This window comes from Leptospira sarikeiensis (assembly GCF_004769615.1).
Classification (GTDB): Bacteria; Spirochaetota; Leptospiria; order Leptospirales; family Leptospiraceae; genus Leptospira_B; species Leptospira_B sarikeiensis.
In genome coordinates this window covers 31,613-49,688 of record NZ_RQGF01000042.1, presented here as the reverse complement: position 1 = coordinate 49,688, position 18,076 = coordinate 31,613, and the positions used below count along the sequence as shown (strand labels likewise).

Annotated in this window: 16 protein-coding genes; 13 read left to right on the top strand and 3 right to left on the bottom strand. The window is 40.2% G+C overall.

Annotation, left to right across the window (positions count from 1 at the left end):
• Positions 1-190: 190 nt before the first annotated feature.
• The 7 genes from EHQ64_RS18805 (at position 191) to pgsW (ending at position 7,144) form a co-directional block, all read left to right on the top strand.
• Positions 191-550, top strand: coding sequence for an RNA recognition motif domain-containing protein (locus EHQ64_RS18805; protein ID WP_135651345.1), 360 nt, complete (start codon positions 191-193; stop codon positions 548-550).
• Positions 547-951 (top strand): FKBP-type peptidyl-prolyl cis-trans isomerase, encoded by a 405-nt coding sequence (locus EHQ64_RS18800; protein ID WP_135651344.1) that lies wholly within the window; start codon positions 547-549, stop codon positions 949-951. The genes EHQ64_RS18805 and EHQ64_RS18800 overlap by 4 nt, the downstream gene beginning before the upstream one ends.
• Positions 952-1,174: 223 nt before the next feature.
• A complete protein-coding gene (locus tag EHQ64_RS18795) occupies positions 1,175-2,692 on the top strand; it encodes a PAS domain-containing sensor histidine kinase (RefSeq protein ID WP_135651463.1) in 1,518 nt (505 codons plus the stop codon).
• Between the two features lie 36 nt (positions 2,693-2,728).
• Positions 2,729-4,336, top strand: a complete 1,608-nt coding sequence (locus EHQ64_RS18790; RefSeq protein ID WP_135651343.1) for a SpoIIE family protein phosphatase — start codon at positions 2,729-2,731, stop codon at positions 4,334-4,336.
• 40 nt (positions 4,337-4,376) lie between these two features.
• Positions 4,377-5,567, top strand: a complete 1,191-nt coding sequence (pgsB, locus tag EHQ64_RS18785) for a poly-gamma-glutamate synthase PgsB (RefSeq protein WP_135651342.1) — start codon at positions 4,377-4,379, stop codon at positions 5,565-5,567.
• 3 nt (positions 5,568-5,570) lie between these two features.
• Entirely contained in the window at positions 5,571-6,035 is a 465-nt protein-coding gene (pgsC, locus tag EHQ64_RS18780) for a poly-gamma-glutamate biosynthesis protein PgsC (RefSeq protein ID WP_135651341.1), read from the top strand.
• Positions 6,032-7,144: a poly-gamma-glutamate system protein gene (gene pgsW / locus EHQ64_RS18775; protein ID WP_135651340.1), complete on the top strand. Its 1,113-nt coding sequence runs from the start codon at positions 6,032-6,034 to the stop codon at positions 7,142-7,144. Before pgsC ends, pgsW begins: the two co-directional genes overlap by 4 nt.
• Here pgsW and EHQ64_RS18770 read toward each other — a convergent pair.
• From EHQ64_RS18770 to EHQ64_RS18760, 3 genes are read right to left on the bottom strand one after another with little or no spacing between them, the layout of a single operon-like run.
• A complete protein-coding gene (locus tag EHQ64_RS18770) occupies positions 7,137-8,123 on the bottom strand; it encodes an alpha/beta hydrolase (RefSeq protein ID WP_135651339.1) in 987 nt (328 codons plus the stop codon). The two genes, pgsW and EHQ64_RS18770, sit on opposite strands and share 8 nt — an antisense overlap.
• Before the next feature lie 10 nt (positions 8,124-8,133).
• On the bottom strand, positions 8,134-8,433 hold the full coding sequence (locus tag EHQ64_RS18765) for a hypothetical protein (RefSeq protein WP_135651338.1): 300 nt from the start codon (positions 8,431-8,433) through the stop codon (positions 8,134-8,136).
• A 2-nt stretch (positions 8,434-8,435) separates the two neighbouring features.
• The gene (locus EHQ64_RS18760; RefSeq protein ID WP_135651462.1) at positions 8,436-9,665 is read right to left on the bottom strand and encodes a DUF445 domain-containing protein; all 1,230 of its coding nucleotides are present in this window, start codon (positions 9,663-9,665) and stop codon (positions 8,436-8,438) included.
• A 175-nt stretch (positions 9,666-9,840) separates the two neighbouring features.
• Between EHQ64_RS18760 and EHQ64_RS18755 the strand changes: the two genes are divergently transcribed.
• The 6 genes from EHQ64_RS18755 to EHQ64_RS18730 all read left to right on the top strand — a co-directional run bounded on the left by EHQ64_RS18755 (position 9,841) and on the right by EHQ64_RS18730 (position 18,049).
• Entirely contained in the window at positions 9,841-11,505 is a 1,665-nt protein-coding gene (locus EHQ64_RS18755) for a sensor histidine kinase (RefSeq protein ID WP_135651337.1), read from the top strand.
• A gap of 49 nt (positions 11,506-11,554) precedes the next feature.
• Positions 11,555-12,028, top strand: a complete 474-nt coding sequence (locus EHQ64_RS18750; RefSeq protein ID WP_135651336.1) for a cyclic nucleotide-binding domain-containing protein — start codon at positions 11,555-11,557, stop codon at positions 12,026-12,028.
• Positions 12,029-12,039: 11 nt separating this feature from the next.
• Positions 12,040-12,966 (top strand): alpha/beta fold hydrolase, encoded by a 927-nt coding sequence (locus tag EHQ64_RS18745; RefSeq protein ID WP_135651335.1) that lies wholly within the window; start codon positions 12,040-12,042, stop codon positions 12,964-12,966.
• A gap of 45 nt (positions 12,967-13,011) precedes the next feature.
• Positions 13,012-15,246 (top strand): PAS domain-containing sensor histidine kinase, encoded by a 2,235-nt coding sequence (locus tag EHQ64_RS18740; RefSeq protein WP_135651334.1) that lies wholly within the window; start codon positions 13,012-13,014, stop codon positions 15,244-15,246.
• Positions 15,247-15,303: 57 nt separating this feature from the next.
• Positions 15,304-17,169: an ABC-F family ATP-binding cassette domain-containing protein gene (locus EHQ64_RS18735; protein WP_135651333.1), complete on the top strand. Its 1,866-nt coding sequence runs from the start codon at positions 15,304-15,306 to the stop codon at positions 17,167-17,169.
• Positions 17,170-17,362: 193 nt separating this feature from the next.
• Positions 17,363-18,049, top strand: a complete 687-nt coding sequence (locus tag EHQ64_RS18730) for a hypothetical protein (protein WP_135651332.1) — start codon at positions 17,363-17,365, stop codon at positions 18,047-18,049.
• Positions 18,050-18,076: the final 27 nt, after the last annotated feature.

The window sequence follows — 18,076 nt, the reverse complement described above, 5'->3', positions numbered from 1 at the left end:
GCGTTTTGGGTAGTATTTAGCCTTAGGAAGGAGTCTCAACCCAAATTTCCTCAGGTTTATTTTTCAAAAACAGAAGATTGAAATTGCGCTTTCGATTTCTCCCCGACCTGAAAGAATGGGTGATCTAACCGGGTTTTTGTAGGAATTCCTACAAATCTGGTGATCGTCACAATATACATAAGGAGGCGGTATGAAGATTTCAGTGGGCAATCTTCCCCAGGAATGGAAGGAAGAAGATTTGGAAAAACTATTCTCCAAATACGGAAAGGCCGAACATATCTCCATTAAAAAAGACAAACTCACCGGGCGCTCTCTCGGTTATGGTTCTTTAGAAATGGAAGAAGGGGCGGCTAAAAAGGCCCTGGAAGCTTTAAACAAGTACGAGGTTTCCGGAAAGGTTTTAACGGTGGTAGACGCCGACGAATGGAAAAAAGAATTCGATAAAAAACAATCCGTGAAAGGCGGACCAAACCACAATAAAGTGCAAGGAAGCCAAACAACGGGAGGTTTTGGAAGTTCCGTCAGACGTACTGGAGGTAGAGGAAAATGATTATAAAAAGAAGCCATATATTATCCCTAATTTTAATCTCGGCATTCGTATTTAGTTTGGGTGTTCTCGCTCAATCTCAAAGCGGACTCGGGATTAAAGATATTAAGAAAGGAACCGGAAAAGAAGCATTTAACGGATCCAACGTAACCGTTCATTACACTGGATGGCTTACAAACGGTAAAAAATTCGATAGTTCCAAAGATAGAGGAACTCCTTTTCGTTTTGATCTGGGTGCAGGCCAAGTGATCAAAGGTTGGGACAAAGGAGTTCAAGGAATGAAAGAAGGCGGAGTTCGTAAACTTACAATTCCACCTGAATTAGGCTACGGAAGTTCCGGAGCTGGGATCATTCCTCCGAATTCCACTCTCATTTTTGAAGTAGAATTAATCAAAGTTTACTGACATTTCTGTGTCATTCCTGTTGCTTCTATTTGGATTGATGGAAGTAGCAGGAAAGAAATTTCACGATTTCAGTCCAATTCCAGACAAACCTGCATCTCTTTCTCATAATTTCTTTCCAAAATTAGAAGCCTCTCTATTTTTTTTGTATTTTTGTAATATTTAAACAAGGCCGTTCTTCCCATTTACTATAGAGTGAAGATAGTAGGAGGAGAAGGTTTTGAATATAGAAAATGAAATAACAACTTGTAAGTCTTCTTCTAAGTCCTACCAGTCCATATTCGAACATCAACCACTCGCTGCATTTTTGGTAGAAGCAGACGGAACGATTTCCTTAGTGAACCAGAAGTTCGAAGATATCTCCGGCAAAAAAAAGAAAGAGATCCAGGGTAGAATGAAATGGTCTCAATTCGCTCATCCGGACGATATGGAAAGCCTGATGGACGCATTCATAAATAGATTTAAAAGCGAGAAACCGCATGTATTCTCCGCGAGGACCAGGCTACTTTCAGGTGATGAGTATAAGAAAGTTTTTATACGTGCGAATCGAATTCCTACCGCAGAAGAACAAGTACTAGTCCAGCTACAGGAATTGGATGAAGAAGGTTTATTAAAAGATTATTCATTAGAAGATTCTGATTATCGTTGGAGATCCTTCTTAATGGAAGGAATGGACTACGTTGTCATCCTGGATCTTTCCGGGAATATTCTGTTCATTAATAAATCCTTCACAGGCGTTTCTATCGAAGAAGTCCAAGGAAAGAATTTTTTCGAGATATTAAAGACTACCGACGCATTAAAATTACAGTCGATCATCTCCAAGGTTTTAAACACGGGAAGACCGGAGACATTGGAAGAGTGGAGTAGTTTTACGGGAAAAAGAAGCCATTATTTTATAAGAATTTCTCCAGTTACAAAACAAGGAGAAACGAATGCAATCCTACTTTCCATATCCGATACTACTAAACAAAAAGAATCTGACTCGGATCGTTTGAGAAGAATGGAATCTCAGAGACATCGCCAAAAATTGGAAGCACTAGGAACATTAGCTGCAGGTGTAGCTCACGAGATCAATAATCCTTTAACTGGGATCTTAAATTATGCCGAACTAGTAAAAACACAGGTAGAAGAGAACGAATCACTCTCTAAAAACCTGGAAGTGATCATTCGGGAAAGTGAAAGAATTTCCGGGATCGTTAGAAGTTTATTAGGATTTGCTCATAAAGAAGAAGGGATCAAAGCCCACGTCTCCACGGGAGAAATCCTTTATTCCTCTATTCAATTATTACTTCCTTTCTTAGTAAGGGATGGGATTTCAATAGAAGGATTGGACGAGCTGGTAGACCCGGATTCTGAAATTCCTCTTGTGATCGGCGAACCTCAGAAACTAAAACAAGTTTTCCTGAATTTAATCACCAATGCTCGGGATTCTTTGAACGAAAAATACCCTTTCGAGACCAAAATGAAAAAGATACAGGTCTCTCAAAAGGCGATTTCAAGAGCAGGGGAAAAATTCGTGCAGATCACGGTGAAAGACTGGGGACTCGGGATCGATGAAGAAAATTTGAATCGTATCTTCGATCCGTTTTTTACCACCAAACCAACCACGGTCGGAACCGGACTGGGACTCTCGGTTAGTTACGAGATCGTTCGAGAAATGGGCGGAGAAATCGAGGTGGAAAGTTCCGAAGAAGAATATGCAAGCTTTCAAGTCCTGATCCCCGCATCTGAAAAGATTTCTTGACCAAGTGTTAGCCTAGAGGATACTTTTGGTCTTCCTATGTCCGAGGCCGAAGAAAAGTTATCCGGGACCAAAACCCCGTTTCATTCCGCTTCTAGAAAAGACGTAATTCGCATTTTAGAAAGGATTACGGATGCATTTTTGTCTTTGGACAAAGAGCTAAAGATATTATACGCGAATTTTGAAGCCGAAAAACTTCTGGATGTTATTCGCGAAAATTTAGTCGGACGAAGACTTCCGGAGATCCTTCCTCAATTCAATTTTACTCCATTATTTCCTGCGCTCGTAGAGTCCTTGCATAGCGGAATTCCGAAAGATATGGAGATCTTGGACCCGAAAGATAAGATATGGTACGAAGTACGAATATTTCCTTCTAGAGAAGATATTGCAGTCTATCTAAGAGATGTAACTTCCAGAAAAGAAGGGGAAGCAAAACTAAAAGAGTCCGAAGAAAAACTTTCCGAGTTAGTTCGGACTTCTTTGGATCCGATCTTTTCTATCACTGAATCTGCAGAGATTACTCTGATGAATCCTGCCGCGGAGAGACTTTTCGGATATTCTTCTTGGGAGATGAAAGGTAAATCGTTGGAGCTCCTACTTCCTGTCAGAAGAAGAAAATTCGTAGCCTCTGTCCTGGGAAAATTAGGAGAAGATCCTTCCAGAGGGATTTTTGGCCCATTTAGGGGAAGGCGTAAAAACGGTTCGGAACCAATTTTAGAAGCCTCCGTTTCTAAGGTAAATACTTCTGTAGGAAAAGGATATACTTTGATCTTAAGAGATATCACTGAGAGAATTTCCATCCAAAAAAAATTAAGAGGAACCGTAGAAGAACTGAGGACTGTGGATAAAGAAAGACAGAACCTTCTACAAAATTTAGAAGCGGAAGTGGAATCCAGATCCAATGAGCTAAGCAGATTCTACCGTTTAATGAAGGAAGAATTGAATCTTGCAAAAAGAGTTCAGAATAGTTTACTTCCTCCAATTGATTATTCACTTCCTGGTGTTCAAACTTTCGTAAATTATATTCCGGTAATGGAAGTCGGGGGGGATTGGTTCGATATTTTCGAATTTCGTCCTGGAGTTTTAAGAGTGATCTTGGCGGACGCTACAGGTCATGGGGTCCAGGCGGCACTTGTGACCATGACCATCAAGGGAGTATACGAACCTATAAAATATTTAGCCGATTCTCCCTTGGAGCTGATCAAGGGGATCAATACGGACTATTGTAGGAACTTTAAGAATCTACAGATGTATTTCTCCTGCTTTATCCTGGATATAGACACCTTGGAAAAAAAGTTACGCTTCGCATCCGGAGGACATCCTGCCTTATTATGGAAATCCAAAGCAGGAGTAAGGTTACTAGAAAGGACCGGTTCTCTTTTGGGTTTAAACTCTAAGATGGAATATACGGAAGAGGAACATGAGTATTCTGAAGGAGATTCTATCCTGATGTTAACTGATGGGATCTTCGAGGAATTCGATTCAGAACATAATCCTTTCGGAGAGGAAAGGATCGAAAAAATATTTCGAGAAAGTAATTTGGAAGCTAGAGAATTGCATGCCTATATCTTGAAGGAAATGAAGGCTCATTTAGGAACAAAAGACCCTCAAGACGATATCACTCTCATTTCCATTCAACTCACATAGTCCTTGACTGAATTGTATTTAAGAATGCTTATTTCTTTTTGTGTCCGAATTTTGGGTCTTAGTTTTACTTCTTTTTCTCCTTTTGGGACTCGGAAGTCTAGAGTATTTTTTTCATAAGATAAAACGAGATAGGATCCCGATCCGGATCCATGTAAATGGGACCAGAGGAAAAAGTTCAGTCACACGACTCATCGCTTCCGGTTTAAGAGCCGGAGGTTTTAGAGTTCTCGCTAAAACTACGGGAACAGTCCCGAAATTGATCCTACCTGACGGAACTGAAAAACAGATATTTCGTTACGGAGTTCCGAATATTTTGGAACAGAAAGACGCAATCAAAGAAGCAGAGATCCAGAAAGTCCAGGCGGTCGTTTTGGAATGTATGGCGCTTGTTCCATTCAACCAAAAAGTTTCGGAAGAAAAACTGATCCGGGCCACTCATTCTGTGATCACAAATGTAAAAGATGATCATTTAGAGATCATGGGGCCTGAGAAGTCTGACGTTGCGATCGCTCTTAGCCATACCATAGGAAGAGAGAATACTGTATTCACTTCCGAAAAAGAATTTTTAACTCTTATTGAAAATAGCTGTAAGATCAAAAATAGTCGAATTGTTCCTACAAGTTTGGAGAAATTTTCTAAACTAGATTATATGAGGGGATTTTCCTACTTTGAACATCCTGAAAATGTTGTTTTAGCTTTGGAGGTCTGTGCTTCATTTGGGATCTCTCCGGAGATAGCGATCCAAGGAATGTGGTCTCATTCACCTGATTTGGGCGCTAGCTTCTTTAGATCTTACTGGCTTGGCGAAAAAAATATCGGCTTCGGAAACGGATTTGCTGCAAATGATCCGGACTCCGCTTCTTTTTTATGGGAGAAAGCGATCCTTCAATTTCCGGAGCATAAGTATAAGATCGCTCTTGTGAATTGTAGGAATGATAGACAAGAAAGATCCGAGCAGATCGCAAAAGAAATTCTTTCTTGGAAGAAATATTCTCCGGATCTAGTGATTTGTGTGGGAGAAGAAACTGGGGTATTTTTGAAAACTTGGACCAAGTCAAACGGAGACGGATCCAAACTTTTTGATCTGAAAAATTCAAAGGCGGGAGTTGTATTGGAGTTTTTAGAAAATATTCGAGAGACAAAAGTTTTGGTTGTAGGGCTTGGGAATATATCCGGTTTCGGTTTAGAATTTTTATCCTTATTAAAAACTAAAGAAGGATCTACTTCTTAAATTATGGATCTATTAAGTATTTCCATCGGGATCGGGCTTGCTGTGAGCCTATTTTTTTCAGAGTTTTTCGGGATCGCAGGAGGACTTGTGGTTCCGGGGTATTTTGCATTACAGTTAGATCATCCTTTAAATATCGTGCTTACATTACTGGTTAGTTTAGGCGTTTTTGGGATCGGTAAATTACTTTCTAAATTTATTATATTGTATGGAAAAAGAAGAACAGCGATCTTATTACTACTAGGGTTTATATTGGATGCTCTCGGGAACGAATGGGTATTTCCAAAAATATTTTCGGAAATGATCCGCTTAGAGTCGGAAGTGAAAGCTGTAGGTCATATCATTCCTGGGCTTATCGCGGTGTGGATGGACAGACAAGGTTGTTTGGAAACATTATCCTCCTTACTTACCGCTTCCGTTTTAGTTCGGCTAATATTGATCTTATTTTTGGGTAAGGAGCTTTTGTCTTGAAAGGTTTATACTGGAAATCTTCTCAAAGAAAAGTTTTATACTTCATAATTCTCGCGATCCTTTCTTTATTCGGGTCGTATTTGGTGGAACATTTTAAGATCCAGAAACTCCAAGACAATTATTCCGAAAAAATGGAAGCAGCGAGTCTTGCTTCAAAAGCATTTCAATCTATTCGATCCGAAAAGATTCGTTTACATAGGAAGATCGATCCAATTGCAGATCCTACAGGATCCGGACTCATCGGAGAATTTTTTACTCCGGTTACGAGTAATCTGGGAAATCTAAGAGCAAAACAAACTTCTATCAATCCGAATTTTGCTGCCTTAGTTTTTGATTATCTGGTCCGAGCGGGAGTTAAAAAAGGAGATAAGGTAGCAGTTTCACTTTCCGGTTCTTTTCCTGCATTAAATATTGCTGTTTATTCCGCTGCTCAAGTTTTGGATATAGACCTTGTAATTATTTCCAGTTTCACTTCTTCACAGTGGGGAGCGAACGATCCGGAATTTTTATGGCCGGATATGGAGAGAGTATTAATAAATCAAAAAGTACTAAAATATGCTTCTTCAGTTTATACCTGGGGCGGAGTAGAGGATCAGGCTTTCGGTATCCAGGAGGAAGGATTTAATTCCTTAAAGGCAGCGGCTTCTAAAAGGTCTTTTCCAATCTTAAAATCTAAAAATTATGAAGAGAGTTTTGAGGAAAGGATTAAACTTTATTCTTTCAGGCTTCCAATTTCGGAATATAAAGCGTACATAAATGTAGGAGGGGGAACTGTTTCTGTCGGAACAAAAAAGAGTTCTTCTGATTTTTCACCGGGGTTGAATCTAAAACATCCAATACGATCGGGTGGAAGGGATTCCGTGATGAAACGGTTTGCAAGAGTAGGAGTCCCTGTGATCCATATAGTCCGAATCGAAGAGCTCGCGAGAGAGAACGGTTTTACTCTTACCCCCAACAAACTCCCGAATATAGGAGAAGGGAAAATTTTCCAAAGACAAGAGTATAATCTCTGGCTTTCCGGATCGGTTCTTTTTGGTATCCTATTTTTATTGTATCTATTCTTTAAAAGGGATTCTTTTATAGAAGAGGACAGGGACGAATCTATTTAATTTTTAAAAATTGGAATATTTCACGATCTCTAAAAGGATCTTCCAATAAAACGCTTTCATAATGATTTTTATCTTTTAATTCTACAATCTGTAGATTTCCGATCTTCAGTTTCATTTTTTCGATCGCTGGATCCGGTAATAGTTCGTCTCCAGATCTGAAATTCGGTTTAAGAGCTCGGATCACAAGTACTGGGCAATTTAGAGCTGAGTAAGGCATGATCTTATTCTCTTTTAAGATTTGAAGGAATTCCTTTGGAGACCGAAAAACCCTGGAGAATATATGAGAAGGTTTCATTGCCCCTCCCATATTCTTGAGTTCTGAGTCGATCACATAAGGTGGAATAGAACAGATTACCGGCCCTAATAAATTTTCCCCGTTTTTAGGAACAAGAGAGGGGGAAAGGGTTCCTACCGGCTCCAATTCATACAATAAGAAATTTTGAATGTTTTTGTTCCATGCGGAGAGAAGAGGTGATTTTTTTGCCTCTTGTAGATAGGTTTCTTTACTTGGGATCCTTCTTCCTAGTCTTGCTAAAGATCCCTGGATCATCAGTAAATTGGAGATTTTACGTTTGATGGAAAGTTCGCCACCTCCATCGATCAATATGGCTCTATCCAAAGAGGATGCAAATTTTTCCGCAAAACGTAATGTGATCCAAGCTCCTAAAGAATGGGAAAGAACACTTATTTTAGAATATCCTAATAGACTAGAAAGTTGTTTCAGATCTTCCGCATGTATTCTTGCGGTATATTCTTCTTTTGGTTTATCCGATCTTCCTCTTCCTCTTAAGTCGTAGGTGATCACAGTGATCCCTTTTTTAGAAAGATTCGTAGCGATCGGTTCGAAGTTTTTTAAATTTCCGGTAAGACCGTGAACGCAAAATAGAGGAACTTTGGATTTGCCAGGAAAGATCCTGTAGGAGATTCGGATCCCGGAGGGAAGGGTGGCAATTTTGGGATCCGGATCTGTTTGATACATTACGAATATATTACGAGATTTCTGCTCCTAATCGAATTAGGATGTTCTCCAAATCTTTTTCCATTTCTTGTCTAAAAGCCAAATGGAGTAAAGCAATCTTTTCCCTTTTTTTAGTCGCAGAAAAACCTTTCTCTTCTCTTTCTAATTTGAACCAGATCCTGGACTCTCCGAGTCCCGAAAATCGAATACAGAAATCATCTTCTTTGATATCAAATTTTGTGATCTCTCCTAATCTTCCACCTGCAATCGCCTTGCTAAGTTTTTTCAAAAAAGATTCCGGATCTGATTCGGTAACTCGGATAAAATTCATATTTATACCGCGATCATATAGATCCCTTGCACGAGACCGACTAAAGCGCCTAGTACGGAACCGATCAGGATCAAAACATATTCGTCTTCTTGGAAAGCGGATCTTAGGATCGGCTCGAATTCTTCCGGTGGGAGGTCCTTCATACGTCTGAACATATTATTTTCAATGCTCATTGCTCTTCCCATATAGGTTTCTAGTTTTGTAGAACTTCCTGCTAAGGAATCGCTTACTCTTCGAATCACTTCTTTTTTAGTGTTCTCGAAATCCGAATCTTCTCCTTTATTTTCAGCATCCAATTGTCCCGCTAAATTTAAACGAGAAGCGGCAGATTCTGTTTCTATTTGGATGGTTTCTACGAGTGTCCTCGCGGCTCTTTTGTATAAGATCTCTTCCAAAACGTTTCTTGCGGTCAATACTTGAGTCGCGAATACATTGGAATATTTTTTGGAAACTTCTTCCTGTCTTGCGATGAATAGTCCTCTATATTTGATCGGTCCCAATCTTTTTTCATACAAAGGGCGAAAGATCATAGTAAGAGCGACCCAGTTTGTGATATAACCTACGATGATCCCTTGGATAGGAAGGGTCCACCAGATCGGAAAATAATTCCAAAGAAATGCCTGAGCGATCCCGAGTGCCCCACCTAGAGCCCAGCCACAATGTTCAATAAATTTGAATTCTTTAGAACCTACTTCTTCAAAGATGTCCACGATCCTTTTTACGTTCGGACCTGTAAGTTTACGAAGAACCAAGGATCTGAAATTGAATACGGAGGAGACGTTCTCTTTCACCTGGACCATGATGTTTTTCACAGTGTGAGCGCATTTCTCTTGAACGGCTCGAACGATCTCTTCTCCGTGTCCGTTCTCCAAATGTTTTCTAAGATCAGGATTGATATGATGAACGATCTCTTGAGTGGCAGAAGGGATCAGGTCGTTTAGAACAGGCTGGAACTCTGTCTCCAATTGTTCCGGATCCACTTTTGCAAAGAAGTCCTCTACCTTGATGAGTCTTTCAGTCATGATATTCACCGACTTTAAAGCTAACTTCTGGGCCTTTTTCGGAACGATCCCTTGCCAGCCTAAATATGGTGGAATTCCTACAAATTCGAGTGGGTAGAAGGTCATTTTTAAGGCGACTACGTTGGTAAACCAACCTACAAACCCGTAGGTAAACGGCATCATTATGATCCCGATCAATTCTTTGTTTTGACTAAAGAAGGACAAATCCATATTTTCAATTCCTGTAACGTACGCTATACTGTTTGGTTCTAATGCAAAGTCCTTTTCTGTGGAACCCACTGCAAGTTATTTTTCCCAAGTTTTTGGGATCGGAACAGGAGGTTTTGAAAAAAAGATTTTTTAGAGTCGAATATGGATCGGTAATGGTCCTCCCGGATTTTCAAATATGAAGTCTTCTTTCTTTCCATATTGGTGCATTTTAATGGAGCCTTCGGGCATCATTATAGAAACCAATTTACCTCTGGAATCCTGGAGGCAAAATCCTCTCTCTCATTTTTTACAAGGGACGGAGAAGATTTCGGGAGAGAATGGAACAGCCGTACTTTCTTGGGTCTCAGGGAAAAATCCGATCTCTTTTCCGGATGATACGAATCTTCTCGCAAGCTGGACCCTTACTCATGGGATGCTTTGGCTGAAGTTAGAACCGATAGAAGAATCTTCCGCTTCTTTGATAGAAAATTCTTATTGGAAAGAATTTCTTTCGAGCGATCGCCCTTTTAGACAGATATTCGAAACGAATCAAGCGATCAAATGGATCTTGGATCCTGACTCGGGAGATATCCTATATGTAAATCAAGCTGCCTGTCATTTCTATGGATATACTCGAGAAGAACTTCTTCGCTTGAAAATCACTGATATCAACACCCTTACTAAAGAAGAAGTGTATGAGGAGATGAGAAGTGCTGCCGCGGAATCCAGATTGTATTTCAGATTCAGGCATAAGTTGAAATCGGGTGAGATCCGTGATATGGAAGTGTATAGCGGACCTTTGCAGTTCGGAGGCAAGAGGGTATTATTCTCCATTTTATTCGATGTGACCGAAAGAGTAAGAGCTAATATGCGCTTGGAGAATAGCGAAAGAATGTATCGTTCTCTCGTGGAAAATGCATCCGATTCTATCATTATTACGAATTTGGAAACTAAAATATTCGAAGTGAACAGACGTATGGCAGAACTTCTGGAATATTCGAAAGAAGAACTCCAAACCTTCACCTTACGGGAAATTTTGGACGAAGAAAGTTGGATACAAACTCAGGACAAGATACCTACATTAGAGGAAGGTAAACCTACACTTCTGAGCAGAAAATTCCGAAGTAGGACAGGTAAGATCATAGAAGCGGAAGTAAATGCTGTACGTATAGACGGATCCAGCTATATGGGGATCGTAAGAGATGTTACCGAACGAAATCTGATGACCAGGACCTTGGAAAGATCTCTGAGGGAAAAAGAATCCATGCTCCAAGAGATCCATCATAGGGTAAAAAATAATCTTCAGGTAATCTCGAGCCTTTTAGGTTTACAATACGAGAATACGGAAGATCCTAAATTAAAAAGGATTCTGCAAGAATGTGAGAATCGGGTGAGATCCATGGGATTCGTGCATGCTGAATTGTATAGATCGGAAAATTTAGCTGCTGTGGATCTGGAAAGTTATTTTACTACGCTTTCTTCCAACTTGGTCCGCGTATATGGTGGATTACCGAAAATAAAATTGCAGCTGGATCTGAGTTCTCTGGAAGTTGCGATCGAGAAGGCGATCCCGCTCGGCCTGATACTCAACGAATTGCTTACGAATTCCTTAAAATACGCGTTCCCGGAAGATCGTTCCGGAAAAATCCAAGTAAAAATTTCCAAAGAGGAACAGGATATACTATTCCATTACTCGGATGATGGGGTGGGATTTCGAAAAGAAAATCATGTTGGGACCGGGACCATCGGCATCCAGTTAATCGAGATATTATCCAGGCAATTGAAGGCGACTTCTGAATTTACTTCGGAAAATGGAGTAATTTTTAGTCTCAGAATTCCGGACAGAAAGCCAGGAAAGTAGCTTGATGGTTTTTTTCTAGGCTCAATACTCGGTCTTTGGTAAGGAACACATGCAACACAGTACAGAAGAAATCCTACACCAGATTTATTTATTCTCCAGTTTCACAATGGATGAGCTATCTAAAATAGCGGAGAAGACCAAATATAAGGTTCTAGAGCAAGGGGATGCGGTTTACCAAGAAGGAAATGATGCGAAAGCCTTCTTTGTGGTAATGTACGGGACCCTAAAGATATTGACTTCTACAGAAAAAGGTGACGATGTAAGCGTTACTACGATCGCTACCGGAGATCATTTCGGAGAATTTCCTTTCTTAGACCAAGGGAAACGTGCAGGAACAGTGGAAGCTATGGAGCGCTGCGAACTTTTGGAAATTCCTTTCGATCATTTGCAGTCAATCTTGGATGCGGATAAGGATCTTGCATTAAAGTTCTATAAGGGAATCACTACCTACTTAGTCAAAAGAATGAGACTTTTAACTCATGACTTGGCATACGCTAGAGAATTGAAGAAACGTTACTCGTAACTGCTACGCATATGAACAAAAAATTTTTTCCAATATACCTTCTACTTTTCCTTGCCTTAAGTTTTTCCTCATGCAAGGAAACTTTAGTCCGCACCGGGATCGGTTTCGAAAGATGGAAATCAGGCCTAGAGAAAAAGGAAATCAAAGTTGAACCTTGGAACTGGGTATACCTGCAAGGTGGAGAAGGTAAGGAAAAAATCCTGATGGTTCATGGATTTGGAGGAGATAAGGACAATTGGACTAGATTCTCCAAATGGATCACTCCGGAATATACCGTGATTGCGGTTGATTTACCTGGTTTCGGCGAAAATGATCGGATCGCAAAAGAAGATTACACTATCTCTTCTCAAGTCAAACGACTGGATGAGTTTGTAACAAAACTTGGTTGGGAAAAATTCCATATCGTAGGAAACTCCATGGGAGGAGGGATCTCCGGATTGTATGCGGCTGCATATCCGGACAAGGTTTTGTCCTTAGGTTTATTTGCTCCTTCCGGAGTAAATAGTCCGGAAAAAAGTGAACTCTCTAAAAATTTGGAGAAGGGTAAGAACAATCTAGTCGCTACGAATGCCGAAGAATTTCAAGAATTGATGAAATTTATATTCGTTACTCCTCCACCTCCACCTCCACCTATTCCTTCTTTCTTAGCTTCTTATTTTGCGGAAAGAGCGGTGAAAAATTCCGAATTCAATGCTTATATATTCAAACAGATCCGTTCTACAGGATTTCCCCTCCAAGAAAATATGGGAAAGATCAAAGCCAAAACTTTCATCTTATGGGGAGATACGGATAGGGTATTGAGTGTTTCAGGAGCTTCCGTGTTGGAAAAAGGGATCCTAGGATCTAAAAAGGTCATTCTGAAAGATATGGGTCATGTTCCTATGTTAGAAAGACCGGAAGAAGTGGCGAATTCATACAAAGAATTTTTAGTGAAGTAAACCTTTAAGAAAGTTTCGTTTTCTTTTGAGGTTCTCGGAGTTGCGATGGCGATTGCCAAACTGATCCAATGGTTTAAGAATCGGAATGTTCGCAAAAAGATAGAAAAAGAGATCCGAGCGCTTGCCCCGGAGGTATTTAACGATTACCTATACCGGGTAGAAGTATTAGATAACGGAAAATTAATATTAAATTGGGCTAACGAAGGGTTCTTAAGATTCTCAGGGATGACCTTGGAGGATTTGGTGGACGTTCCTTGGAATGCTGTCGATCCTAAATACTTCCATCCGGACGATCTATATTTGATCAGAGAAAGGGTTTCTTCTCTCTTATCAGGACATTCTAGAACGGATGAATACCGGGTATATGCTCCTGACGGAGAAGTGCTTTGGCTTAGGGATCATGCTCGTCCTATTTGGGACCCGATCAAAAAAAAAGTCACGCAGATCTACGGCTCCGTTCAGGATGTAACTCCATTAAGAAAAAGTGAAATAGTTCTTCAGGACCAGCTTTCTTATATCAGTATCCTTTTGGATAGTACGGAAGAATGGGTACTACGAGTGAATCAAGCTGGGAAGATCCAATATGTGAATTCCTCGGGTAGATCCGAGATTCGGAAACAATTCGGTATTGAACTTACTCCCGAGAGTAAAATTTTACCTTTGATCGCTGAAACCCATCGGGAAATATTCCAGGCTCAATTGAATAAGGCATTTTCAGGAGCCAAAGTAAAATGGCATTTTTCTAAATTATTCCCCATCCAACCTAATTCCGAATTAGAGGTCTCTTTTGCTCCACTTCTAAGAGAAGGTACGATCAAGGAAGTCGTGCTCTTCTTAAAAGACGTTACCCTTAGGACGGTTTGGGAGACTGCATTGCTTGCGAGTGAAGAGAAATATAGAAAGTTAGTGGAAGTTTCTCCGGACGGGATCGGCTTACATGCAGACGGAAGGGTAATGTATATCAATGAAGCCGGTCTAAAAATGCTCGGCTATTCTTCTTTAGAAGAAGTGGAGGGGATGCAGATCGTAGAATTTGTACATCCCGACTCTAGAAAGTTGGTTGGAGAAAGAGTTCTTAGAGCTATGCTGAAATCCGAACCACTAGAACCGATAGAGGAGAAATTCATTCGAAAAGATGGTTCTGAAATAACTGTAGAAGTTTCAGGTGTGGCATTCGACCAAAGAGGCCAAAAATTAATGCAGGTGATTGTTCGTGATATCACCGAAAGAAAAAAAGCAGAACACGAATTAGGCGAACTCAGAAAAAAAATCGTACAAACAAACGATAGACTCCAAGCGATCATAGAAGGTGTGAAAGATTCTATTTGTGCGGTGGATATGGATCTTAAGATCATTTCCTGCAATACGGCATTCGAACTGATCGTTTGGAAGGTTTACGGAAAAAGGGTAACTGTAGGGCAACGGATCTGGGATATCGCTATCGATAATGCAGAAGAAAGAGAAAGGATCGTCCAGAATTGGAGCCGGGCTCTAACAGGCGAAGTTTTTAAGATGGAGAGAAAAATTTCAGGTCTAGTCAAAGACACAATGGTCTTAGAGATCAGTTATAGTTCTATCCGGGACGAAAGTCATAATATGATCGGAGCTACCCAGATCATTCGGGATGTGACCGATAGATACCAACACGAAGAAACCCTAAGAAAGTCCTTGGAAGAAAAAGAAGTGATGTTGAAGGAAATCCATCATAGGGTAAAAAATAATCTACAAGTGGTTTCTTCTCTCTTAAGTCTTCAAACGGATTTTACAGACGATCCAAAACTTGTTTCCATTTTGAAAGAATGCGAAAGAAGGATCCAATCCATGGCGCTCGTGCATAAGGAATTATACCAAAATGATACGATTGCGGATGCAGATTTTACGGAATATCTGAACAATTTGCTCGTGGCACTCGTACAATCCTTCGGAGCGAATAAAAGGATAGGGTATTCTATCGAATCCCAGGATATCCGATTGAATTTGGATTTTGCGATCCCACTTGCATTAGTTTTTAACGAACTAGTTTCCAATTCCTTAAAATACGCTTTTCCAGGAGATAATAAAGGGGAAATATTCATCGTACTTTCTAAAATAGAAAATATACTCTCGATTTCCATCGGTGACAATGGGATCGGATTACCTTCGAAGGTAGATGTTCGAAATTCGGAAGGATTAGGATTACAATTGGTCGGAATGCTTTTAGATAAATTGAAAGCGAAATGGGGACTGGAATCTGTGGGATCCGGGACCAGATATAAGATAGAATTACCTCTTTCCAAATAGTTCTCTTTTTTCTAAAAGAATTGCTTCCTTCCTTATTTCAAAAAGGCTGGAGGCTGAATGAATCTCTTATCCGTGGACAAGGTCGGCAAATCAGTCGGCGAAAAAAAATTATTCGAGAACCTAAGCTTTGGGATCGATTCGGGCGAAAAGACAGGTCTGCTTGGGATCAATGGATCCGGAAAGTCCACATTACTGCGTATTCTACTCGGGGTAGAAGAGCCCGACATAGGAAAGGTAGTCAAAAATAGAGAACTGAAAATTTCCTTCTTATCTCAATTTCCGGAATTCGATCCTGAAAAAACGGTTTTAGAACATATACTTTCCGGTTCTGGGATCCTATTGGATACAGTGAGAAGATATGAAAAATCATGTATAGAATTAGAAAAGGGCGGAGAAGAAGCCGAAAAAGAATACCATCTCGCGATGGAAGAAATGGATTCCAAACAAGCTTGGGAACTTGAATCCAGATTAAAAAATATATTAAGAGAACTGAATATACCTGATCTTTCCAGGAAAATGGGAGAACTTTCAGGAGGAATGGCCAAAAAAGTTTCTTTGGCCCAGGCTCTTACGGACGAATCCAATTTTTTGGTCTTGGACGAGCCTACAAACCATTTGGATATAGACGCAATTCTTTGGCTCCAGGAATTTCTAAAAACTACTGATAAAGCAGTTTTACTTGTCACTCACGATAGATACTTTTTGGAAGAGATCGCAAATCGTATTTTGGAAATAGATCGAGGCAATTTTAAAATCTATCCCGGTAATTACGATCTGTATCTTGAAAAAAAGGTGGAGATGCAGGTGATCGAAGATAAGGAAGAGGCAAAAAGAAAATCTTTCTTAAGAACAGAGCTGGAATGGTTAAAACGCCAGCCGAAGGCGAGGGGAACCAAACAAAAAGCCAGAACGGATCGCGCGATAGAAGTGATGGAAAGGAAAAAAGCGGGAAAAGATATCGTATTGGATATCTCCGTATCCGGAAGGCGTCTCGGCGGCAAAATATTAGAATTAAAGAATATTAAAAAAGCATATTCTAAAACGGAACTTGTCTCAGGATTTTCCTATGTTTTTAAAAGTAAAGAAAGGATCGGGATCGTAGGACCAAACGGTGCGGGAAAAACTACACTACTGAATATGATCACCGGAAGGGAAAAACCGGATTCCGGAGATGTTGCTTCCGGTTTAAATACAAGTTTTGGATATTTCGACCAGCTCGGAAAGGATCTACCCGGAGATAAAAAAGTCATTGATTACGTAAAAGAAGAGATCGCTCCCACGATCAAAATGAGCGACGGAAGTTCTTGGACAGCTTCTCAGTTTCTCGAGAGATTTTTATTTCCACCTCAATTGCAACAAACCAAGATAGAAAGATTATCCGGAGGAGAAAAGAAAAGATTATATCTTATTCTTCTACTCATGAAAAATCCGAACTTCTTAGTCTTGGATGAGCCTACAAACGATCTAGACATTCCTACACTTTCCGTGTTGGAAGAATTTTTGGACGATTTTCCTGGAGTCGTTTTAGTCGTTTCTCACGACCGTTACTTTATGGATCGGGTCACGGATTATTTATTCATATTTAAAGGTGAGGGGAAGATAGATCGTTTTCCAGGTAACTACTCCGAATATTTGGAATATAGGGAATACGAAGAGAAAGAAATCAAGGCAGCCTCTTCTAGCAAGCCGACTGAGAAAACTATTGAAGCCAAAAAGAAAGGTTTAAGTTACCAGGATAAAAGAAAACTCGAGATCTTGGAAAAAGAGATCCTTTCTTTAGAGACGGAAGAGAAGGAGCTTGTTCAAAACTTGCAATCTACGGATCCTGAACTTGCAAGAAAGTCCGGAGAAAGATTGAGTCAATTGCAGGAAGAGTTACAAACCAAAGTTTCCGAATGGGAAGAGCTCGCTTCTAAAGAATAGAATTTGCTCTAATCCAAACGGTATTTCGTTAAAGACCGATATTTTTGCGAATCTCTATTCTGTTAAACACTGTTAAACGAACTAATCCTTTCGGGTTAGTTTTTTACTATCGAATATTCCTAAATAGATGATTTTTATTCCCTAGTGTCGCTCGATGCTTGACTTAATATTATAATAGAACATCTTCCGACCTATGAAACATATCGGTGCAATATTATTACTATCTGTAGTAACTCTTACAAATTGTGGAAGCGATTCCAAGCAGGACCTAAGCGGGCTAATTCTTCTTTTAGGTGGCTCCGGGATTTTAGGAGTTTATTGCGGACAGACCGCTTCGAATCCAGTGAGTTTCGGGACTGCAACGAATGGAGCGACTGTAGCAGACGAGTCGGGCCTAATCGCTGCACTTGGCGGGAATAATTGCCAAACACCGAGTTTAACGAATAACGGAAATGGAACTGTCACAGATACTGCGAACCGGTTTATGTGGACCTTATGTGTAATCGACGGGACTACTTCTCCAAAGCAACCTCATACTTATAGTAATCCGAACTGTGGCGGTTTTACAGGATCCGATTCAAGTTTTGACCAAGGCCAAGGGGAGTCCATATGCTCAGGGATGACGTTTGCAGGCCGATCTAATTGGGAAATGCCGGATGCAATCCAATCGAATACTTTGAAAACTGCATCTGCTCCTTATGCATTAGGAGTTTTTGGAACAGCGGATAATTCTTTTGCAGATGCTCAATTAATTTGGTCTAGCTCGGAAGTAACTGGTTCTCTTGCGATTTTTTCTCGTTATGCAAATGGAGCAGCCTTTTATTCAGGCGATAAGAGCACGACATCTCAAGGCGCTTTTGTTTGTTTATCTAAATTATAAAATTATAAATCGTTTTCCGAGCGGATC